Genomic DNA, 20827 nt, shown 5'->3' with positions numbered 1-20827 from the left:
TTTGACCCCACCCTCTGAGACTCGGACATAGCGACCTAGCTGGCCCTTCGGGGCATTTTCAATGCGATTTTGCACAATTGTTTTCTGCTACGTATTGCTACGTGTGGTATGCTGTTGGGGTGTATAACCGCAGGCGGGATGGGGTTTCGATGTACCTGAAGAGGACGCCGACGAAGGGCGGGAGGGTCAGCCTCTCGGCCGTGCAGGGCTACCGCGACGAGAGCGGCAGGAACAGGCAGAGGACCATAAGGACGTTCGGTTACGTCGACGAGCTCGCAAGGGAGTTCGACGACCCCGTCGCCCACTTCAGGGGGGTCGTGGCCGAGATGGACGCCGAGAGGCTCCGCGAGGAGGCGCCCGCGACCATCACGGTCCATCCGAGGGAGAGGGTCGACAAGAGGAAGTCGCGCGCGCTCCGCAGGCACGCCGGCGACGCGCTCGCCTGCTGGTGGCTGGACGCCCTCGGGGTGGAGACGGCGATACGCAACTCCATGAGGGGGCGCAAGGTGGGCTTCGACCTGAACGCCGCGCTCCGCCTCCTCGTCTGCGAGAGGCTCCTGGACCCGGGCTCCAAGCTCGCGGCCGTCTCCAACGCCGACAGGCACTTCTTCCGCTCCGAGCTCTCCGAGGCCGACGCCTACCGCGCGCTCACGGAGCTGGAGAGGGTCTCGGACAGGGTGGTGGGCGCCTGCAACAGGGCCATCGCGAGGAACACGGGGAGGGACGAGTCGCTCGTCTACTACGACGTCACCAACTACTTCTTCGAGTGCGACCCCGACGACGGGGAGGAGGGGCTGAGGAGGAAGGGCGTGTCGAAGGAGCACCGCCCCAACCCGATCGTGCAGATGGGGCTCCTCCAGGACGCGGACGGCGTGCCGATATCCTTCGACCTCTTCCCCGGCAACACCAACGACTGCCAGACGATGCTGCCGGTGCTCGAGGGGCGCAGGGAGAGGGGCATGGGCCGCGTCGTGGTCGTGGCCGACAGGGGCATGAACAGCTCCGCCAACATGGCGGGCGTCGTCGCCCAGGGCGACGGCTTCGTCTTCTCCCAGTCCATGCGCGGCACCAGGAGCGACGCGAGGCTGCGCGACTGGGCGCTCTCGGGGAGGGGCTACGTCTCCTCCCCGGACGGCGAGTTCAGGACCAAGGGCTCCCAGAGGCACAGGCGCGTGCACCTCGGGGACGTCGACACGCTGGACGGCGAGGCCAGGGACGTGGACGTCGAGGTCAAGGTCGTGGCCATGTGGAGCCGCAAGTACGCAGAGCGCGCGAGGCACGAGAGGGAGGCCGTGCTCGAGAGGTCGAGGCAGCTCGTGGGGAGGCCGGGCGCCTACACCAGGGCCACCCACCACGGCGCCGCCCAGTACGTGCGCGGCGTCTCCTTCGACGCGAGGACCGGGGAGGTCGTCGAGGTCCCCGGGGTCAGGCCGGAGATCGACCGGGAGGCGGGCGACCGCGCCGCCGCCCTCGACGGCCACTACCTCGTCGTCACGAGCGAGACGGACTGGGAGGACTCCCGCATACTCGACGCCTACCGCGAGCTCTGGAGGATCGAGGAGTCCTTCCGCGTCACCAAGACCGGCGGCCTCTCGTCGCGCCCCGTCTACGTCTGGACCAGGGAGCACATCAGGGCGCACTTCCTGACCTGCTACCTGGCGCTCCTGATCGTGAGACTCTCCCAGAGGGCGCTTCCCTCGCACCCCTCGGCGCAGGCGCTCCTCGACGACATGCGCGCCCTCGACTGCTCCTACGCCGACGACGGCTGGTGGCTCTTCGACCACAGGACCGACCTCACGGACGAGATCTTCGCGCTCGTCGGCGAGGAGGCCCCCAGGAGGTGGATGAGGGCGCGCGACATCAAGGCCCTCTTCGCCAAGGGGAAGACAATCGGCTGGGGCTAGCGGGACGGACGGTGTGCCGTCGGAAAACATTCAATGCAAATGAGGCCGTTTGACCAGGTGGGGTTGGTCAAACGGCCTCTCGTTACTGCTAAAGTCGGGATACTACTACTGATCGATCGGTAGGAGACCGAATGGATCTCATTGACGCCATCCGTGCCAGAAGGAGCGTGAGAACCTTTGACGGCACGTCACTGGGCCCTGCGCTACTCGGGGAGCTCAGCGACTACGCTGGCTCCCTCGAGAACCCCTTCCACATTCCCATCGAGTTCCGCGTGCTGGACGCTGACGAGCACGGGCTGTCCAGCCCCGTCATCCTTGGTGCACGCACCTACGTCGCCGCAAAGGTCGTCAGGCAGCCACATGCGGAGGAGGCGTTTGGCTACGCCTTCGAGCGCCTCATCCTGCACGCCACCTCGCTGGGGCTGGGCACGGTATGGCTTGCGGGCACCATCGACCGGCCTGCCTTCGAGCGGGCGATGGAGGTTGGAGAAGACGAGGTCATGCCAGCCGTCAGCCCGATAGGCCACGCCGCCCCCAAACGCTCCGTGCGCGAGTCGGCCATGAGAAGGGCACTGCGGTCGGATGGCAGGATGGCCTTCGGGGAGCTGTTCTTCGAGAACGACTTCTCATCTCCCCTGCCAATGAATGAAGGTGGATTGAATTTGTAAGCGCAACACTGCAAGCCGAAGCGCAACGGTTGCAGCAAGTCCTGCAAAACGTGCCGGAAGCGTTGCAGCAAGGCGTGCAATCCGTCCTTCCGGAGCATCCTGGCCGCCGGATTGCACGCCCTCCGGCCATGGAAGAATCGGCCCCCTCTCCACGATTGCATGACTGCGTGCAACGGAGGGGGCCGGACGTACATGCTGCTGCCGGCTCCGGCCGACGTATTCATATTGCCCGCTGCCGGCGGCTCCATGCCGCAGGCAGCCCATGCGGCCATGCTACCTCAGATATGCATGCGGGGCGAGCGAGGGCCTGAGCACCACGCCCCCCGCAGGGATGCGCACGATCCCGAGCCTCGCGAGCGCTCCTTCCGGCAGGAGCGATCCCAGCCCGCCGAACGGGCAGCCGCCTATCGATGCGAGTGGGTACGAGTTGACATGGCTGCAGGCGAGCGCCACGTCCCTGTCGGTGAGCGCGTCCATGCCCACATGCCCCTTGGGGAATATCCGCCTCAGCTGCTCGTGGTTGCGCTCCGCCTCGGACCTCTGGTTGGACTCCTGCGGGTCGCACCAGAAGATGCGGCATCTCCTCTCCCCGGGCTCGAGGCAGCTGCGCTCCATGCCCTCCAGGTCGTCGAACTCCGTGCCCCTGTCGAGGAGCATGATGCCGAACGCGGCCCCGAAGGCCGCGCGGGACCCCAGGGCGCGCTCGATGCGGTCGAATGCCGCGACGGTGGCTGCAGGGTCCGCATGCCTCCTCCTCGGGTAGAGCTGGAGGTGCCTCGCCACGATATGCGGGGTGAGGATGTCGCGGGCGGCCCGCTGCCTGCCGCAGACGGAGTCTCCCTGCACGACCCTCGCCCTCTCCTCCAGGGGCAGCGCCATGAAGTCGGAGTGCTCGTGGCCGGACCTGTCGATGCGCGGCTTCCCCTGATCCCTCCTCCTCTTCCTGGGCCTGAGCCTCGCCTTCCTGGGCAGCTCGACGTTGGAGATTTCCAGGATGCCGTCCGCCTGGCAGTTGCAGAGCGAGCGCAGGCAGACGCCGAGCCCGTCGCCCAGCTCGGTGCAGATCGCCTCGAAGCTCCATCCCCGCCTCACCAGCGGCGCAATCCTGGAGTTCAGCCGCTCGAGCCCGTCTGCGGTGAGGCCTATGCCCCTCCGGCTCGAGACGGGCCTCTCCTCGTGGGCGACCTGCGCCTCCTCTGCGCGGTACCTGCTCTTGGGATAGCTGCACGTCTGCCGCTTCCTGCATCCTTCGGGGCGGACATAGGGCCATCTCTCCGTCACGGGGCACATCGGCGGCTCGAGGTCCGGGCAGTGCTCTATGCAGCTCCTCGTCCTGCAGTCCCTGCAGCGTACGGCCCGGCTGCTGCATCCATCGCATGCGGAGCCCACCCTCGTGCACTCCTTCCCCCGCGCGCAGCGCACCGACAGGTTCGCGCCCGGCGTGCGCCTCTTCTCCTTGAGGGTCCTGTTCGCCTTCACCTCCCTCGTCACGGTAGAGGGGCTCGTGCCGGCCTCCCTGGCTATCTTCCGTGCGGAATCGCCTCTCCCCATGCCTTCCTCTATGATCACCCTGCTATCCTTGTCCATGTGCTTCCTCCTGCCGTCTCTCATCGCTGTCTCCCTTCCGGCGGGAGCCAGCAGCAGCAAGAGGGATGCTAGGGGAAGGCGGGGGCAGGATGGATGCGGAGCCCGTCCTGCCCCCAATCTCGTCTGCCGTCCCTGCACGACTTGATGCAACAGGATTGCTTTTCGAAATTCAATTCACCGCGAGATGTTGCATATGGCCGCCTATCGCGGGCCCTTCCCCCCATCCCCCACCATCCAGTAGTCACAGACCTTCCCGTCCAAGGCAAGCGTGTGCTCGCGACGCAGCACACCATGGGCGAGCGCACAGCTCTTGTAATCTATGTCGCACATGATGGGTAGCACGTCCAGAAGGCCGTTCTCCCGGCAGAACTGATTGATGGGACAGTAGGTGAAGTAGTACCAGACGCCATCACCTTGAGGTCCGCCGTCAAAGTTGAAGTCCCAGCTGGCGTCGATCTGATCCAGATGATCGAGGCGCCATTGCTCGTTTTGGCGGGAGTTCCTCTCGAACCTGGCGCGGGTTTGTGGCGTGTTGAGGTCATCCATCCTGCCTATGAGATGCATGAGGGGCATGTCCATGAAGTCACCCACCGCAGCTCGCAGGTCCTCCTTGGTAAGCTCTCCCCCGGACGCGCGGTACATGGCAAAGAACACGAGCGCCATGTAGATGTTATGCGCCATGGGATTCTTGGCACCAACGTTCGGCGCCTTCGCAAGCATGTCCCGATAGATGGGACGCGCGTCGTGATAGCACCGTGCCGCAAGCTTGTGACCATTGCGTTTGGCGATGTAATGCCACAGGAACGGTGCGATCAGGTTGAAGTACCTCGATCTGTACGCGAGCATGACGCCTCCCACCGTCTCGGCTGTGCCACACGCGGCCTCCTGCCATGCCGGCCATATAGTTAGCCAAGGTGACCTCCTCTCATTCTATCCAAGCAGCTCATTGAAACACGACATCACCAAGACCCTGAAGGCCTCGGCGCGAGGAGGGACGCGAGATGAGTGAGCAGGCGGCTGCTTCCTCGATGGTATTCACCAGCCATATGGGGATGATCTGCGGGACAGGCGTGAGATTCCCCACGGCATTCGGTGAGGCGCCGTCCTGACCTACCTGTGCCACGTGAGGTCGCACCCGCTGGAGTGGAGCGTTCCGACCGAGGCGCTGTTGGGTGAGAGGGACGACATGACATCCCGTGACGCCCTGCTGGCCTCCGCAGGTCGGACGGTGCAAGGCTCACGGTCACTCATGAAGGATGGCGGGCACCAGCTCCACACGGACGAGGAGACGGCGTCTCTCGACCCGTGCATGGCGTGTCACCGTGACGCGGTCCCTCTCATCGGCGGGAGACAAAGACCCACGCATCCCCATGCTCGGTATGATGTCGGCATCGATCACCAACTCATCGAGGAGCGGCATGTCCAAGGCGGCGAGCCGCACCGGGTGCGCCTAGCGCCCCTCACGTCGCCAGGCCACGTAGCTGTAGGCGCACACGATGACAATCGCGGCGAACAACGCGCTCATTGCGATCCAGAATGACACCGTGGGGGCAATGGCCGAGAACGGTATCACAACGAGCATTGCCACGCCTGCAGTCATGAAGACAGGACCGGCAAAACGATGCGTACGGCGCCAGGTGGCTTCACTCGCGAGCGTCCAGGGCGTCTGGACGCCCAACATATAGTTGGGCCTGACACGTGGCAGGTAGTTGCCGAACGCAATCATGAGCATGGCAGCACAGAGGAGAATGAGCGTGGTGACAAACGTCCTGTCCGCGGGCATGACACCAAGGGCAATGAATGGCATCGTCCACGATATGGCGGCCGTGACAAGCGGAATGGCAGCAGAAACACCCAGATAGACGCTACGGAAGTGATCGAAGTTGCGCCCCTTGGGGTCTATCCGGGGCACGAGGAACACGAGAAGCAGGATGGGCAGGGGCAGTGCCGCAGTGATGATCGTCACCCACTTGGGGCTCCATTCACCGGCCGCATCCCCCACGCTCCAGTGGATGGGAACCATCTCCGGCATGGCAGGATAGGCTACCAGCAGGTAGACAGCGAGGTGGACAAGGATCGCCACCAGAAGCACAACCCAGAAGACACGCTCGAGACGCTTAGGTTTTGAGCTCATCATTACCCTCCGACTCGGCCAAGCTATAGAACCAGGCGATGAGACTCTGCAGCACGGTAGTGTCCAGCTGATAGAGGACGCGGCGCCCTTGGCGTTCCGCCTTCACGAGACCCGCCTCGCGCAGGGCCTCGAGATGGTGGGAGAGCGTTGCCTTGCTCTGGGGAAAGTGCACCCCAATCTCGCTGGCCGTCATGTCATGCTCGCCGAGGAGCTCAAGGATACGGCGGCGCGTAGGATCCGAGAGCGCCTTGAAGCCATCGCCGACCATGCCGCCCCCTCGTTCTCCGCCATCTTCCCTGAAACCGAGTATACTCCGGTTCGTTCGATGGATGTCATACAGTTCGATATTAATCGAACTGTAGAGCCTCGCCTGGCATCTGCCTTCAGGCATCATGTGCGACGCGCACATCGCCTGTGGCCAACATGAGAGCGCTGGACTCTCCCTGTCCGCCCGACTCGACTCGTTTTGTCTGCACTGCGGGACTTGCCCTTGGGGCTCAACTGACTATAGCGGCTGATGCAGTCCCATGCCTCGGCGCAGGGGAACTTTGGGTCGCGGTCGCGCCCAAAATGCCAGAAGTCGTCATGTCCGTCCGCGCGCTCGAACAGGAACTCATCGCCCACCTCGAAGCAGGGACATGTACCGCTCTCGGGGTCTGCAAGGTACCTCTCCTGGAGCTCCGGGTAGACCCTCTTTGATGACCGTCACCTTGCACTTGTGCTTCATGGCTCAGTACACCTCCTTGTCCCGGCGCTTTGCCACGCACGGGTAGTTCTCTATGACGAAGGCGCGACGCGGACAGGCCTCGTCGTGGTCGTTCACGATGCCACATGCCTGCAGATGCGAGTAGATGGTGATGGGGCCAACGTACTTGAAGCCGCGCTTCCTCAGGTCGTGGCTGATGCGGGCGGAAAGGCCATTACTCACGGGTATTCTCGCGTCCTCCTCGCCGTGCCTGTCGTAGAGGATGGTCTTTCCGCCCGTGTAACCCCACAGGTATTCGCAGAAGGTACCGAACTCCTCGCGCACCTTCTGGTAGCACCTTGCGTTGTTGATGACGGCCTCTACCTTGCGGCGGGAGCGAATCATGCCTTCGGTGGCCAGGATGCGTTCGACGTCCTCCTCGCCATAGGCAGCGACCTTGCCGTAGTCGAAGGCATCGAAGCATTCCCGGAAGACTTCTCGCTTCTTCAGCATGAGCACCCATGACAGGCCGCATTGCAGGCTCTCCATCGTCAGGTGCTCGAACATGTGTCGGTCGTTATGTACGGGCACACCCCACTCAGCGTCGTGGTACGCCCTATCCAGCTCGTCGGCAGACGCCCATCCGCAGAATCCCATGACGTCACACGTCCTTACCCACGAGCTTCTCCACCGTACGCCTGTCGCAGCCGCCGGTGCGCAACTGCTTTGCCATCTCGGTACATCTGCCTCCGCATCGCATGCTCATACGGCAACCACCTCCTACTTTGCGTCGATGATGAGGACGTGTCCGTGGTCCCATGGTGATCTTCCAGCTGATGCCAGACTGGTGCAGGACGACGTCGTAGGCCGACAAGGACACCGCCTCGCTCGGATCGCCCGCAAAGGCAAGCGGGTTTCGAAGGCCTCCCACAGCCTGTCGATGTCTCCCTCGTCGCAACGGGCATTGTCACAGAAAGCGTAGAACGTCGCGTTGAGGTCGTTGAACACCGGGATGTCCGCGAAGTCATCCGGCAGCGGCGATCGCGCCAAACTCTCATGCCACCCCCACGGCGATCCTTTTGCGATTGGCATCGGTGATGCCCTTGTTGAAGAGGCCAAAGACCGTGAACGGGTCGATGTCCCCCGGGGCGTCATCGGAATCGAGCTCCGGCAGCTTCATGCCAACGGTCCCATAGACCGCTTGCAGCTCGGCGATGAGTGCCCGCCAGTCATTCCTACGCAAGAGCGACTTGTCCGCGAACTCCGCGTAGAAGCCCGTCCCTGTGAATTGGGTGTCTGTCATGCTCATTCCACACCTCCGCCGCTATTGCACGTCTGGCACGAAAGCGAGCTGCCGATTGATTGTCTCACTTGCATGCGAGACACCGAATGGCCATATTGGCAAACGGCCGATGTGCATGAGCATGAGCATGAGCATACCATTCTAAGTCAGACAGATTTCTCCTCGGGGCCCTGCCACATCAGCCACCAGGGTTGGCATCTTGGAGCAAGGTGACCAACTCCCCAAAGACCCTCATCGTGTACTTGCAGCGTGGTTTGCCATCATAGCTTCCACAGCTGATGCCAAGTGCACGACCCCGATCCGTCGGACGCCATCCATCATCGACCCTCTCAATCCAGCCAGCGCTCTCCAATAATCTGTTCGCGCTCGTAGAGTTCCTTATCTGTGGGCCGAGCTTATCGCGTCCAAATAGTGAGCAAGCCCTCCCCCAAGAATAGGTCTCTTGAGCTGAAGCTTGGAGAACGGCATCCGCGACCACGCCCCCAGCAGCTGTCATCGTGGAATGGCTCTCCGTTGGCTTCTTGGCTGCCTGTCCGGCACGGACATGCTCGGCACTGGCGTCACCGTCATCCAAAGGCCCACCTTGGGTTCCTCGTCCAGTAGTGCCCTCCCCAATCGAGACGTCCTCGTCCACCTTTTCGGGATGCTCCGCCTTGTACTCTCGCATCACTCTGTACGTCTCTGTCGCAACGTCACTGCCAATGCTCAAATACAACTCCTTGTCACCAATGACATAGAACTCTTCCTTGGCGCGAGTCGCGGCAACGTTCATCATATTTGGTTCTCTCACAGCCCACCCAGCAGCGCCCTTGCTCGACTGGTCCGCGCCAAGCACCATAAACACCACAGGCGCCTCCTTGCCCTGGAACGTGTGAATCGTTCCCACATTTGTGGGCCTGTCACTATCGTCATAGCGAGTAAACCCAATCTTCCATAACTTCTGGGACAGGTGCCGTGCCACATTGGCAAACGGAGTGATGACGTATACGATGTCCTTCTCGTCCTCGTCCCCGACCCTTGGATCCTTCTCCATCAGCTCCTTGATCCTTCTCGAGAGGAACTCTCCCTGTTCTCTAACGTATTTGTCATCGGCCTTGCCGGAGACGTCATACCACCCCGTCTTACCGAACCCATCCCTGTTGGCCTGAACCATGAGTCCGCCATACGAGATACGATTTGAGATGGTGAACATGGGATAGTGGCAGCGCCTGTGCACCCACAGGGGAATGCCGATCCAAGAGTCATCCGACTCGTCCTTCTCGCGATAGAAGCCATATCTGCTTGCCGAATCAACCAACGTCTGGGTAGAGGCGGAGTCCGAAAGATATCTCTCAGTGACGCCAAAGTGCTCTCCGAGCAACCCAAGCACATTGGAGTCAAGGGTGAGCACGGGCTTTATCTGCAGGGGATCGCCCACAGCCATCACATGCCTGCTCCTGAGTATCGCGCCCACGCTGGCCTGCGGGAGCGCCTGGCCGGCCTCGTCCACGAAGAGGTGCCCAAGCGAGTTTGCCCCGAGGTTCGCACACATGCGCGAGAAGCTGGCGAACGTTGAGCTAATAACAGGGATCACCATATGTATCCAGTTGAATGCCACACCTATGAGCTGCTTGTTCTTCCTTGCGCACTGTGACTGATGCTCCCAGATATTTACGGCCGCCCTCACGTTCCTCCTGTTGTCATAGAGGAACTGCTTGCGGACGCGCAGCGCCATGATGAACAGCCTTGACTGGGAAATGCGGTAATCCCTCCCAAACCATGGGTTGGACATCTGTAGGTCATCATAGGGACGGCTCATGTCGAGCGGCACAATGCCCTGGCGCCTGACAGCGCCTTCGTACGTACCAATGCGTCGCCTCACTGCAGCAATCTGCCTCTCGAGCTCGTCCATCTTGGCAGAGAAGTGTCGCTCTTGTTGTGCCTGCCTCGCATCGAAGCTCGCAGGTTCGGCGTTCAGCCTGTCGAGGGCTATCTTCTCCGCAGCCTCACGGTCGATACATGCCTGCCATTCGACATTGATTGCAGCAACCTGGTCGTTCCTGTCGGCCAATCCTCTCCGATAGTCCCCCCTGATGGCACGACCTGCAAATAGGCCAGGCCTTTGGGTAGTGAAGGCATCACGCTCTCGTCTTGCCTCGCTGAGCTTCTGCGATAGCGCCTGCTCCTGGACGCGCGTCCCCTCGAGTTCCCTTTGCAGGCCGTCTCTGCGGGCTTCCCAGTCGTCCAGCCCCCTTCGTCGTGCTTCGCCCAGCCTCCTGCGCTCGTCATCCTGCTGTGCCAGGGTGGCGATACGCTCTTCCGAAAGCTGGTCAAGACTTCTAAGATCATGCTCATGGGCAGTCGCCTTGTCTGCGAGGGCCTGCACATCACTGCGCATGGACTCGACCTGACCGTACTGTTCGAGGAAGGCCTCGTAGACATCCTCATCAGGCATATAGTCATTCTGCAGGTATTCCATCACATGCTTCACGTTGGTGACGATGTTCGTCATGTTTGTCGCTCTTCCGCCCTCAAGCGAAAACAGGCCCCAGCAACTCTCCCCCTCGTTGGTCTGGTGCACCGGCTTCTCCCGATGCCCTTCCTCTGTGCCGCCCTCCCAGTCGCGGAAGGACTTCGAGTTGGAGATTTCACGAAAGTAATCCGCCTCTCTCAGCTCTTCGAGCAGACGGTCGTCAATCTCCTTCACCAGTGGCAGCTCATTCACGATGTTCTGGACGGCTCCGTTGTTCGAGCTCGCAACCACTATCCCGCTCTCGACGACATGCCTCGGGATGACGCCAATGGACGCGTCGTTGTAGTAGCGCGTGCTTTCGGTGCCCTTGATTTGATGTCTGGGCAGTTCGGCGATGTCATGGGCCTGCTGTACGATGAGTTCGGCAAAGATGTCCTTGAGTAGTGTCGTCTTGCCTGTGCCCGGTGGGCCGTTGACGCTTCTCATCTGGCGGTCGTCATATCCCGTCGCTAGGTTCACTGCGACTTGCTGCATGAGCGAGAGGACGTGCTCGGTAGTGCTGGGAAACCTTCCGAGCGGATAGTTCTTCGGTTGGAGAATGTCTTCGAAGACATGTGGGTTGAAGTGCACAGAGTCCGATTTGCTGTCCAAGTTGACCCTTCCGGCTGCATTGCCTGCGCTCAGATAGAGGTCAAGATTATCCGTGCTGAGGCCCTTTGCCTTCTGGAGGTCATCGAGAAAGAAGGAATGGAGGTTCGTCGCATCTGACTCGAGGTTGTGTACGACTTGCAGGCAGCATTCCTCAAGGGAGACTCCAAGGTCGTCCATCACGCTGAGGATTGCCGCATTGAACGCCGATTGATCATCGGCAGTGCCATCAAACTTTTGCTTTAACTCCGTCTTGCGTTCAGCCTCATATGCGTCAAACTGGCCTATGTCCGGAACCTTTCCCCTGTTTCGCAGGATATAGCCACTCTCGGTAAGGAAGGTCTTGTCCCCATCGAGGTTCAGGTTCTTGTCAAAGTAGAGAGCGAGGTGAAATTTGTCTCCCGAGCATACGTCCTCATTGGTCTCTTTGAGGCCGTATGCTGTCCGGAGCAGGGAAGTCATTTCCTTGAATGCGAAGACGCCAACATAGGCGACTATGCCGCCATGCCGCGCTGTAGCTGCATGCCTCTTTTGCATCAGGGACTTGAAGCACGAGTAAAAGTCTCCATCTCGCAGATCCTGCAGCGTGAGAATAGCACTGGAGCGCCTCTTGATATCACCCTCGGAGAGCCGCTCGACCATGATCCAGGAGTCTAGGATTGCGTTCTTACGGTCTTTCCGCACGGCACGTCATCTCCCCGAGTAGTCAGCCCAGGCTTGTCACAACGGATGCCACGAAGCATCTGCTCATGATAGTAGCCCTGCCGCCGCACTTCTGCACACCCAAACTCCAGGTGCGCTCCCCCAGCTGAGGATGAGGGGAGTCTGAATGACGACCGGGTATGGATGCGTGGCGGCAGTCGAGCGGTACCTCGACTACGAACAGCAGCTCAATGTCTTCGGCAGAGCGATGATGGAAATCTCTGGCGACTCTGCCGCTGGTATGGTTGACGTTCATGGGGCTCCTCGCATCGAGGTAATCCCACTCACTCAGGCCTTGCCGTCCTCATCCCATGCGCCCTCACACCGATAGGCGGTGCCGAACCTCAGAGAGATCCCTTCGTCGAAATAGGGATGGGTAATGTTGCACACAAGGGCGGCACCCCCTTCTATCCCGCCGACGTGCCTTAGGGTAAGCTGCGTCCACATGCACAACGGGCTGTTCCGGCAACTCGCGGGCAGCGCGGTGGGTGACTTCTGGGTGCCTTGCCCGAAGGAGGGGAGGTTGACGGTTCGTTCCTCTACCGGCTCAGACAGAGTGGGCATCCCGACGAGCTGGCCAACATCTCCGCTGGCTCGAACTAGCCATGTGGGCATCAGTACAGGAGGCCGACGCCCGCTGTCCTGCAGAGCGACACCCATTCCTTGGATGGCTCCCTATCGGTAATGATGTAGGAGATATCTCCCAAGTCCATCAACTTGAGGAGGGCCACCTTGTCGAACTTCGTATGATCGGCCAGTATCGCGACCTTGTCTGCCTGCTCCACCATCACGCGCTTCACGACCGCTTCGCTCTCGTATGAGTCCATCACGCCAAGGTCAAGGTCAAGTGCCTTGCAGCCTAAGATGGCCAGATCGACGCGATACTTCCTGATGCTCTCCAGGGCGGACTCTCCCTGGAAGGAGAGGGACTTCCAATTGTAGATTCCGCCTGTGCAGATTAGGTTGTAGGCTGGCTCGAAGCTTCCATCACAAATCTTCGACGAGTTGGTGATCACGGTCAGCCGACGCTCGTCGCCGACGGCCTTCAGGGCCTCTAAGACTGTAGAGCTCGCATCGGCGATGATTGTCTCACAGGGATGGATGACCTCAGCAGCCTTGAGGGCGATATAGCCCTTTTCCCTTGCATTGATCTTGTGGCGTCTGACGAAATGCTCGCCTCCCGTATCGACGAAGCCATTCCAGATCGCCCCGCCATGAACCCTGGTGACTGACCCTTGGGACTCGAGCTTGTCAAGATCACGGCGAACCGTCTCCTCGGTGATGCCCCAATGCCCACTGAGCTCTGCCACGGTCACGCGGTCGGCAGCCTGGATGTACTGTTTCATCTGTTCCTGTCGCTCTGCTGCTTTCATGTCCCAACCTCAAATGCATAAGGGAAGCACCCGTCCGAAAAGGTAGTGTCGAGAGAGCTCGCGTAACAGCCACCCCAGCTGACGGCCATCATCCGGATTTCCGGTCAGCTGTTGCCTATCCTATGCCGCCTCCATCCTTGACACAAGCATCTGGGCAGCTCCGGATTGCTCCGTCTGCTGCCCAGATTGCCATGCGGTTCATGAGATATCAGAAATGCAGCCACCACTTTCCCGCTACTTCGTCCTGCCCATATACATCTCCTTGTCGAGCACGCCCTCCCTGAAGCTCACGATCACGTTTGTGGCGGCATCGCCAACCACATTCATCGGCATCACCGCCATGCCCGGCAGATAGTTCATAGCCAGGACCAGGGAGTAGCAGGTCAGGCAGGGCGGAGCGTCAAGGCCGAGGCCCAACATCACCACGTAGACGAGCGTCGTGCCGGCAGCAGGGACAGGAGGTGTCCCAAAGGCGCAGGAGATGGAGATGAGGGCTGCCACCACCAGCATGCCAGGTGTGATGTCGACGCCCGCTGCGGTCGCAATGAAGGTGACCGCGATGATCTGCATGGCAGAGGTGCCGTTCATGTGCACCGTCATCCCTGTCGGCATCACGAAGCTCGTGACCTCCTCGGGACAGCCCAACTCCTCCATGCAGGTCTTCATGTTGAGCGGCAGGGTCGCTGCGGAGGACTGGGTGGCAGCGCCGAAGAGGGCGATCTTTCCAGTCTTCCTGATGAATGGCAGAGGGCTCAGGCGTGTGGCCAGGACGATGCCGACGGGATAGATGATGAAGAGAAGGCCGATGCAGCCCAACATCGTCGTTGCCATCCATACCAGCGTCGGACGAACGTACTCGATGCCATACAGAGCAAGCCCACGTACGATCATGCAGAAGATCGCAGACGGTGCGCAGTGATTGATGACGAAGGTGAGACACGTGTCGATGATGCCATTGACGTTCTCGAGGACGTCCTTCAGCGGCTGCACCTTGCCTCCCATGCGCGACATGCAGATGCCGAGCACGATTGCCACGAAGCAGACAGCAAGGATCTGGTTATTCGACGAGAAGGCAGAGAGCATGTTCGGAGGGACGATGCCAAGGATGGTGGCAAGCGGGTTATAGGCATCGAGCGTCGCAAGCTCAGTTGCCTGCCCATTTGGGAGCGTCACGGTAAAGCCGCCTGCCATCTTGACGGAATAGGCAATCGTCGCCGCAAGGACCGCGGTCACCGCATAGAAGCACAGGAACGTAATGATGGTCTTCATAGCGATGTTGCTGAGTCTCTTGGGGTCGGTCAACCCACAGATGGCAAGGGACAGTGAGGTCAGGACCAGGGGTACGATAGCGACCTGAAGCGCATGCATGAAGAGCTGACCCGCGATGTAGAAGAGGCCGACTCCGGTGGTTCCTTCCGCAGATGTGACGTCCACAAAGAGCAGACTGTACAGGATGCTCCATGTCTGGCTCGACTCACCCAGTTGCACGCGCAGTGCCAGGCAACCGATGCCTACGATGAAGCCGAGTATCACGGCGATGAAAATCCTTCGCACTATCGAACTTCCCGCATCATTCTTCTTTGTCCCGGTCGCATTGTCGCTCATAGCGGCCTCCCCTCAGGTCCAGCTTCAGTCGACAGCGGCACAGGGACGCTTCGTGACCCCCATGCCTCGATGTGGGCGGCGCTATCCGTCCAGTCCCTCGGCCATCTTCCGCATCAGCTGCCTGTCCTCGTCAGAGAGGACGATATCTGCTGCGGGCACGTTCATGCGCACCTCGCCGGGAGACGTCGCCCCAGTAAGCAGGTTCACGGTATCGCCCTGGTTCATGATCCAGGCCAGGCAGAGCGCCGGAATGCCGCAGCGGTACTTCTCGGACAGGGGCCTCCAGGCGTCGAGCATGTCGATGACGCGCTCCATGTTGCCTGGCTGCCACCACTTCTTGTTGGCGCGGGCATTGCCCGGCTCGGGCCGGTAGTCCTTCGAGACGGTGCCCGTAAGAAGGCCTTGCTCGAGCGGCGAGTAGGCCTGCATCGTAATCCTGTTCTCCCTACAGAGTGGGATGAGCTCGTCCTCGACGGCGCGATCGAGGACGCTGTACTTGCCCTGCACCAGATCGAGCTCGCAGCAGCCCAGATACTCCTTGATCTGGGAAATGCTGACGTTGGCGGCACCGATGGCGCGAATCCTGCCCTCCTCCTTGAGCTTGTTGAGCTCTGCCGCCGTCTCGCTGATTGGTGTATAGAACGGCTCGACAGAGGGCCAGTGCGTCATATAGAGATCAATGTAGTCGGTACCGAGGCGCTCAAGCGACTCCTCGACCTCGAGACGGATCGAGGCGGGCGTCAGGTTCTTGTAGAGCTGGCGGTCGCCCACCTTGTTCCAGACCGCACCCGTGCGGTTCCATACGACGCCGCACTTTGTGACCAGGACCACCTGGGAACGGTCAAGCTTGGCAAGCGCCTTGCCGACCATGCGCTCGCTGTTGCCGAAGTTGTAGCCTGGGGCCGTATCGACCATGTTGATGCCGGATTCGACGGCCGTGACGATGGTGTCGACGGCACGGTCCTCGTCAGGGCCGCCGCTCCAGGCAGGGCCTCCACCGATGGCCCATGTGCCAAGGCCCATCTTCGATATCTGGATGCCGGAGCTGCCCAATTCCATGTAGCGCATGGCGTATTCCTTCCTGAGACATGCTGTCTCGTCCGATGGTGCAATCCTCCCGACACGCCAAGAGGGGGCGGTGAGACTCATCGATTGGCTTCTATGCCTGCTGACGTCGGTACGCTTCGAGCTGGCGCTCGAAGGACTCCCTGCTCTTCACACCGGTCGTGGCGCCGATGCTTGTGATTGCCAGGGACGCGGCGACGTTTCCATATGCTCCGCACGCGGTCAAGGGCTTCCCCTCAAGAAGGCCTGCGATGAAGCCCGAGGCGAAGTTGTCGCCCGCACCGATCGTATCGAGAGCCGTGATGCCCTTCATGGCGGGGACGGTCATTGCGGTGCCCCTGTGAGCCTTTATGAAGACGCCCGACTTGCCGATCTTGATTACGACATGCCTCACGCCGTATGCCAGGATCCTGTCGGCAACGCGCTCGATGTCCTCCTCTCCTGTCATGAGGCGTGCCTCGTCGCAGTTGGGGAAGAAGTAGTCAACATAGGAGAGCGCTTCGGCAATATCGTCGAACGTCTCGCCCAGGCGCGGCTTGATCATGTCCGCCACAATCGTCATTCCCGCAGCCCTCGCCACCTGAAAGATCTTGACAAGCGCCGCGTTGTCAAGACGTGGGTTGTTAAAGAAGCTTGCAAGCGAAAGAACCCGGGCCCGTCCCACAAGGGAAAGGTCCATGTCGTCAATCGACATCTTCCAGAGGCTGCCATTGCGGTTGGTGACGAAGGTACGCTCTCCATCTGCCGTGACAAGGCCGATATTGATCGATGTGTCGACACCTGCACGCTGGCGGACGCCTGCCGTGTCAATGCCCTCGCGGCGGCAGTGATCCAAGATGAAGTTTCCCATGATATCCTGCCCGACCATGCTCATGAGGCCGACCCTGTGTCCGAGCCTGCTGATGATGGTCGACTCGTTGATCGCATCGCCGCCGATGGTCATGCCAATTCGATCGAGCGGATAGGACTCGTGGTCGAAGATGTCCTTGCTGACCGGCCGCAGGGGAACGTCGACGATGGCCGCACCGATGCAGACCACGTCGAGGGGAGGGGCGACGATCTGCATTGTCATCTGTGCCTGATGTGAACTGGCTGTCATGATCCACTACCTCAGATCGGCCTTGTCGGCATCGCCGAAGAGCTCGATCTTGTAGAGCGCACGCTCCCTCACAGCCTGACGCACGGAGCGCTCGAGCTCGAGGAAGGACTTGTCGGTGCCCCTTTGGATGGCGGCCATGGCAGCATCGCAGAGTTCGGTATGGATGTTGATCTTTGCGATGCCAAGAGAGATGGCGGTCTTGATGTCCTCGTCGCCAATGCCCGATGCACCGTGAAGGACCAGAGGCACGCTCACGGCGTCGCGGCACCTCTCGACCACCTCGAAGTTGAGCTTTGGTGTCGCCGAGTAGTGCCCATGGACGTTGCCAATCGCAACGGCAAGGGAGTCACAGCTGGTACGCTCGACAAACTCTGCTGCCAAGGATGGGTCGGTATAGGCGTAGGCAGCGAGTGCCTCCTCATACACCGTCTCGTTACCGACATGGCCAAGCTCGGCCTCGACCGGCACGCCCAAGGGATGGAAGTAGTCGACGGCAGCCTTGATCTCCTTCATGTTCTCCCCAAACGGCAGGGCGGAGGCATCACGCATCACGGAGTTCATGCCGTGGGTGTAGGCATTCTGGATGATCTCCAAGCTGCGACCGTGATCCCAGTGCGTGATGACGGGAACCTTGGCATTCTTTGCCATCGACACCATCATCCAGCAGAAGTCCTCGAAGGAGGTGTTGCCCACGAAGCCGGTGCCGAAGGAGATGATGACCGGTGCATTGTCCTCCTCAGCTGCGTCGATGACGCCCATGAGCATCTCGGCGTTCCAGACGTTGAAATGCGGGATTGCAAACTGGCCTTCCTTTGCCTTGTTCTCCCAATACTCGATGTTTGCGAGCATGCTGTGCTTCCTTTCGTTCTTGATCCGTCAAGACAGATTGCTGGCGTGGTTCGATGGGACAAGGATGTCCATCCGATGGGACTGCGGGACTGATACGGGAAAAGGGACCCTGCCGCATCCGTCCCGCAGCCCCGTGAAGAGGGCCTCTACTCGCAGCCAGGGGTGCCCGCGACCTTCACGACACCCTTGACCATATCGACCTTCTTCTCAGGGTCGATGGCATCCGTGAAGGCCCGCTGCACGTCACGGTAGTCATAGATGTTCGTGACCATGTCCCTGACATTGAACGTGCCACTCACGATGGCCTCGATGGTGCGCGGATAGTCGTTGCAGTAGCGGAAGGAGGTTTGGATGGTGACCTCGCGGTTGATCTTGAGGAAGTCGATGGGCACCGGTTTGCTCTGGGTACCGACCATCATGATCCTTCCACCACGCGCCACCATCTGGACAGCCTGCTGCGCCAGGAAGCCAGAGCCGCCGCACTCGAAGACGAGGTCCACGCCGTGGTCGCCAAACCTCTCCGGGGAGCGGAGGTAGGCGACCGTGTCGACCTCCTTGCCATTGATGGTCTCCTTGGCACCGAGCTTCCGTGCGAGCTCGAGCTTGGAGGGGATGACGTCGACGACGGTGATGTCCGTGGCGCCAAGGCTGCGGCAGGCCTGAAGCGTCATGAGGCCGATGGTGCCACATCCCAGGATCACGATATGGCTACCCAGGGAGGCGCCACCGAGGATCGCGGCATGCATGCCGACGGCTGCGGGTTCGACGAGGGCGGCCTCGACCATGTCCATACTCTCGGGCACGGGATAGACCCAGGCTTCCGGGTGTGTCATGTACTGGCAGAGCGCACCACGGTAGTTTGGCTGTGTCGCCATGAAGTCAACGTCGGGGCAGATATTATACCGGCCGGTGCGGCAGTACTCGCACGAGCCTTCGGGTACGCCCGGCTCGACCAGGACGTGATCACCCGGCTTGAGCTTCGTGACCTCGCTGCCAACCTTCACGACCTCGCCGGACACCTCGTGGCCAAGACCGATCTCTTGCGTGGGATCCTTGGGCGGGATGAAGGGGCCAAACTCGAAGCCGTGGATGTCGGACCCGCACATGCCGACATAGCTCACCTTGATCAGCACCTCCCTGGGACCCGGCTCGGGCACCGGAGCCTCCTTGATCTCGAAGTGCTTGGGCGTGACGAGAATCGCCTTGGAGTTCCTCATGTTCTTCGCTTCCTTTGCCGTATGGAGCCTTGAGCCGCTGCAGCTTAGCTCCCTGGTAGCTGGGGGACAGTTGGTTGCCATCACCGAGTGGGTTGCCGGTAGCCACGAGAGGGTATGCACAACGCCAGATGAAAGGTGCAAGCACCCTACACATCGCCGATGACCTCGACGGATTCGCCGCGGGTCTCGATGCCGAAGAAGGCAACGGTAACGGCAATGCCGACGGCGACGACGGCCAGGAGCATGAACACGTTGCTGGAGCTCTGCGCTGCGAGCGCGGTCACGAGGAACGGGAAGAAGACGTTGCTCAGACGGCCCATCGCGTTGCAGAAGCCGGAGCCAGAAAGCTTCGCGGACGTAGGCCACATCTCGGGGACATAGACGGCAGACGCGTAGCAGACATACATGTAGATGATCGTGTTCATGATGAAGGTCAGGGCGATGAGGCCGTTCATGCCAACAAGGTTCTGAGACGTCAGGAAGCCGATGAGTAGGCCAAAGAACGCCATGCCTATGAGAAGTAAGACGCCCATCCTCTTGCGCGCGACCCTGTCCATGACGAGGGAGGCAACGAAGATGCCAAAAGGTGCACCGAAGAGCCCAAACACGGTCATGAACTGGGACTGGGACGTGTTGTATCCGAGACCGTTCAGAAGTGATGGCATCCAGGTCATGAGGGTGTACTGGATGGTGTTCATACCAATGAGCACGAGGGAGCCAACGATGGAGCGACGGAGCAGCTCACCATGGAACAGGGCGGAGTACGGCAGACGCCTTACAGGTGCAGGCTCCTCGGTGACGGGGGGCAGCGGCTTTCCCGTAGACTCCTCAATCTCCTGCTCGATCCTCGTGACAATGGCATCGGCCTCATCGACGCGGCCCTGCGTCTCAAGCCAGCGTGGAGACTCGGGGAACTTCCTCCACACCATGAGGGTCGCGATGATGGAGAGTACGGAGGGAATCATGAACTCGACGCGCCAGTTCATGCTCATCGCCATTCCCGAACCCATGAGGAGAAGCGCGATGAGGTTGCAGATCGGGTGCGCCCAGTTACCGATGAAGGAAGTCCGGCTGGACCAAGTGCCTCGATTGCGGCCGGGCACATACTCGGTGAAGCCTGCAAAGAGGACCACGAGCAGCGCGCCGAGGCCGAACCCCTGGCAGAGCCTGAAGAAGTAGAGCGCATAGACATTGGGCGCAAGCGCCGCGCCTATCATGACGGCAATGTGAATGCACTCGTACAGGATGATTGACCTCTTACGACCAATCCTATCACCGATGGGGCCACCAACGAGGGCCCCGAGGAGCTGTCCTATCGTGTAGGTCGTGCCCCAGAGGGCAAGCAGGGTGGTACCGGGCTCAAGCCAGTGGATCTCGTTGAGCAGGATGTTCTGGACGGCTCCGCTGATGCCGTTGGACCAGCAGACCAGCAGGGCAAAGGCAGTGACGAGCCACATCTTCACATGCCACCTGGAATCGGGCAGCCGATCGAGCCTGGCGCCGATATTGGCGCTCTTGGTGTTTGCCATGTTTGCT

At 60.8% G+C, this 20827-nt stretch carries 16 protein-coding genes and 1 pseudogene; 2 read left to right on the top strand and 15 right to left on the bottom strand.

What is annotated here, in order from left to right; translation table 11 throughout:
• The first annotated feature begins 149 nt into the window (after nucleotides 1-149).
• Together HMPREF1316_RS03790 and HMPREF1316_RS03785 are read left to right on the top strand one after the other, a co-directional pair.
• Nucleotides 150-1904, top strand: coding sequence for an IS1634 family transposase (locus tag HMPREF1316_RS03790; RefSeq protein ID WP_021725624.1), 1755 nt, complete (start codon nucleotides 150-152; stop codon nucleotides 1902-1904).
• Between the two features lie 131 nt (nucleotides 1905-2035).
• On the top strand, nucleotides 2036-2572 hold the full coding sequence (locus tag HMPREF1316_RS03785) for a nitroreductase family protein (protein WP_021725623.1): 537 nt from the start codon (nucleotides 2036-2038) through the stop codon (nucleotides 2570-2572).
• Between the two features lie 273 nt (nucleotides 2573-2845).
• On the opposite strand, the gene HMPREF1316_RS03780 is transcribed toward HMPREF1316_RS03785, so the two are convergent.
• The 15 genes and pseudogenes from HMPREF1316_RS03780 to HMPREF1316_RS03705 all read right to left on the bottom strand — a co-directional run bounded on the left by HMPREF1316_RS03780 (nucleotide 2846) and on the right by HMPREF1316_RS03705 (nucleotide 20820).
• Nucleotides 2846-4159 (bottom strand): helix-turn-helix domain-containing protein, encoded by a 1314-nt coding sequence (locus HMPREF1316_RS03780; protein WP_198009572.1) that lies wholly within the window; start codon nucleotides 4157-4159, stop codon nucleotides 2846-2848.
• A 201-nt stretch (nucleotides 4160-4360) separates the two neighbouring features.
• A complete protein-coding gene (locus tag HMPREF1316_RS03775; protein WP_021725570.1) occupies nucleotides 4361-5005 on the bottom strand; it encodes an L-2-amino-thiazoline-4-carboxylic acid hydrolase in 645 nt (214 codons plus the stop codon).
• Between the two features lie 604 nt (nucleotides 5006-5609).
• Nucleotides 5610-6242: an SdpI family protein gene (locus HMPREF1316_RS03765; RefSeq protein ID WP_198009571.1), complete on the bottom strand. Its 633-nt coding sequence runs from the start codon at nucleotides 6240-6242 to the stop codon at nucleotides 5610-5612.
• A 34-nt stretch (nucleotides 6243-6276) separates the two neighbouring features.
• Nucleotides 6277-6561 carry an autorepressor SdpR family transcription factor gene (locus tag HMPREF1316_RS03760; RefSeq protein WP_021725571.1) on the bottom strand — a complete coding sequence of 95 codons (285 nt, stop codon included), beginning with the start codon at nucleotides 6559-6561 and terminating at the stop codon, nucleotides 6277-6279.
• A 122-nt stretch (nucleotides 6562-6683) separates the two neighbouring features.
• Nucleotides 6684-6941: pseudogene (locus tag HMPREF1316_RS15015) on the bottom strand (TIGR04076 family protein); the annotation flags it as partial.
• Between the two features lie 82 nt (nucleotides 6942-7023).
• Complete coding sequence (locus HMPREF1316_RS03755; protein WP_021725559.1) at nucleotides 7024-7635, bottom strand: DNA-3-methyladenine glycosylase I; 612 nt, start codon at nucleotides 7633-7635, stop codon at nucleotides 7024-7026.
• A 397-nt stretch (nucleotides 7636-8032) separates the two neighbouring features.
• Nucleotides 8033-8281: a hypothetical protein gene (locus HMPREF1316_RS03750; protein ID WP_156900988.1), complete on the bottom strand. Its 249-nt coding sequence runs from the start codon at nucleotides 8279-8281 to the stop codon at nucleotides 8033-8035.
• Nucleotides 8282-8459: 178 nt separating this feature from the next.
• Nucleotides 8460-12023: a DEAD/DEAH box helicase gene (locus tag HMPREF1316_RS03745; protein ID WP_084620840.1), complete on the bottom strand. Its 3564-nt coding sequence runs from the start codon at nucleotides 12021-12023 to the stop codon at nucleotides 8460-8462.
• 674 nt (nucleotides 12024-12697) lie between these two features.
• Nucleotides 12698-13456 carry a DeoR/GlpR family DNA-binding transcription regulator gene (locus tag HMPREF1316_RS03735; RefSeq protein ID WP_021725554.1) on the bottom strand — a complete coding sequence of 253 codons (759 nt, stop codon included), beginning with the start codon at nucleotides 13454-13456 and terminating at the stop codon, nucleotides 12698-12700.
• A gap of 234 nt (nucleotides 13457-13690) precedes the next feature.
• The gene (locus tag HMPREF1316_RS03730; RefSeq protein WP_021725606.1) at nucleotides 13691-15061 is read right to left on the bottom strand and encodes a dicarboxylate/amino acid:cation symporter; all 1371 of its coding nucleotides are present in this window, start codon (nucleotides 15059-15061) and stop codon (nucleotides 13691-13693) included.
• Nucleotides 15062-15142: 81 nt separating this feature from the next.
• Nucleotides 15143-16129 (bottom strand): aldo/keto reductase, encoded by a 987-nt coding sequence (locus tag HMPREF1316_RS03725; RefSeq protein WP_021725587.1) that lies wholly within the window; start codon nucleotides 16127-16129, stop codon nucleotides 15143-15145.
• A 91-nt stretch (nucleotides 16130-16220) separates the two neighbouring features.
• Nucleotides 16221-17225 carry a carbohydrate kinase family protein gene (locus HMPREF1316_RS03720; protein WP_021725613.1) on the bottom strand — a complete coding sequence of 335 codons (1005 nt, stop codon included), beginning with the start codon at nucleotides 17223-17225 and terminating at the stop codon, nucleotides 16221-16223.
• Nucleotides 17226-17231: 6 nt separating this feature from the next.
• Nucleotides 17232-18074, bottom strand: a complete 843-nt coding sequence (locus tag HMPREF1316_RS03715; RefSeq protein ID WP_021725622.1) for a ketose-bisphosphate aldolase — start codon at nucleotides 18072-18074, stop codon at nucleotides 17232-17234.
• Nucleotides 18075-18220: 146 nt separating this feature from the next.
• On the bottom strand, nucleotides 18221-19291 hold the full coding sequence (locus HMPREF1316_RS03710) for an NAD(P)-dependent alcohol dehydrogenase (protein WP_021725615.1): 1071 nt from the start codon (nucleotides 19289-19291) through the stop codon (nucleotides 18221-18223).
• 146 nt (nucleotides 19292-19437) lie between these two features.
• Entirely contained in the window at nucleotides 19438-20820 is a 1383-nt protein-coding gene (locus HMPREF1316_RS03705) for an MFS transporter (RefSeq protein ID WP_021725573.1), read from the bottom strand.
• Between the last annotated feature and the right edge of the window lie 7 nt (nucleotides 20821-20827).

It is taken from the genome of Olsenella profusa F0195 (genome assembly GCF_000468755.1).
GTDB classification, from domain to species: domain Bacteria; phylum Actinomycetota; class Coriobacteriia; order Coriobacteriales; family Atopobiaceae; genus Olsenella_F; species Olsenella_F profusa.
This window is presented reverse-complemented; position numbering and strand designations above follow the sequence as displayed.

What these genes read in the sequence shown, in the direction of transcription:
- HMPREF1316_RS03725 (WP_021725587.1), bottom strand. Translation starts at nt 16,129, where the DNA reads ATGCGCTACATGGAATTGGGCAGCTCCGGCATCCAGATATCGAAGATG.
- HMPREF1316_RS03790 (WP_021725624.1), top strand. Translation starts at nt 150, where the DNA reads ATGTACCTGAAGAGGACGCCGACGAAGGGCGGGAGGGTCAGCCTCTCG.
- HMPREF1316_RS03705 (WP_021725573.1), bottom strand. Translation starts at nt 20,820, where the DNA reads ATGGCAAACACCAAGAGCGCCAATATCGGCGCCAGGCTCGATCGGCTG.
- HMPREF1316_RS03780 (WP_198009572.1), bottom strand. Translation starts at nt 4,159, where the DNA reads ATGGACAAGGATAGCAGGGTGATCATAGAGGAAGGCATGGGGAGAGGC.
- HMPREF1316_RS03735 (WP_021725554.1), bottom strand. Translation starts at nt 13,456, where the DNA reads ATGAAAGCAGCAGAGCGACAGGAACAGATGAAACAGTACATCCAGGCT.
- HMPREF1316_RS03745 (WP_084620840.1), bottom strand. Translation starts at nt 12,023, where the DNA reads ATGGTCGAGCGGCTCTCCGAGGGTGATATCAAGAGGCGCTCCAGTGCT.
- HMPREF1316_RS03730 (WP_021725606.1), bottom strand. Translation starts at nt 15,061, where the DNA reads ATGAGCGACAATGCGACCGGGACAAAGAAGAATGATGCGGGAAGTTCG.
- HMPREF1316_RS03760 (WP_021725571.1), bottom strand. Translation starts at nt 6,561, where the DNA reads ATGGTCGGCGATGGCTTCAAGGCGCTCTCGGATCCTACGCGCCGCCGT.
- HMPREF1316_RS03750 (WP_156900988.1), bottom strand. Translation starts at nt 8,281, where the DNA reads ATGACAGACACCCAATTCACAGGGACGGGCTTCTACGCGGAGTTCGCG.
- HMPREF1316_RS03775 (WP_021725570.1), bottom strand. Translation starts at nt 5,005, where the DNA reads ATGCTCGCGTACAGATCGAGGTACTTCAACCTGATCGCACCGTTCCTG.
- HMPREF1316_RS03715 (WP_021725622.1), bottom strand. Translation starts at nt 18,074, where the DNA reads ATGCTCGCAAACATCGAGTATTGGGAGAACAAGGCAAAGGAAGGCCAG.
- HMPREF1316_RS03720 (WP_021725613.1), bottom strand. Translation starts at nt 17,225, where the DNA reads ATGACAGCCAGTTCACATCAGGCACAGATGACAATGCAGATCGTCGCC.
- HMPREF1316_RS03710 (WP_021725615.1), bottom strand. Translation starts at nt 19,291, where the DNA reads ATGAGGAACTCCAAGGCGATTCTCGTCACGCCCAAGCACTTCGAGATC.
- HMPREF1316_RS03755 (WP_021725559.1), bottom strand. Translation starts at nt 7,635, where the DNA reads ATGGGATTCTGCGGATGGGCGTCTGCCGACGAGCTGGATAGGGCGTAC.
- HMPREF1316_RS03785 (WP_021725623.1), top strand. Translation starts at nt 2,036, where the DNA reads ATGGATCTCATTGACGCCATCCGTGCCAGAAGGAGCGTGAGAACCTTT.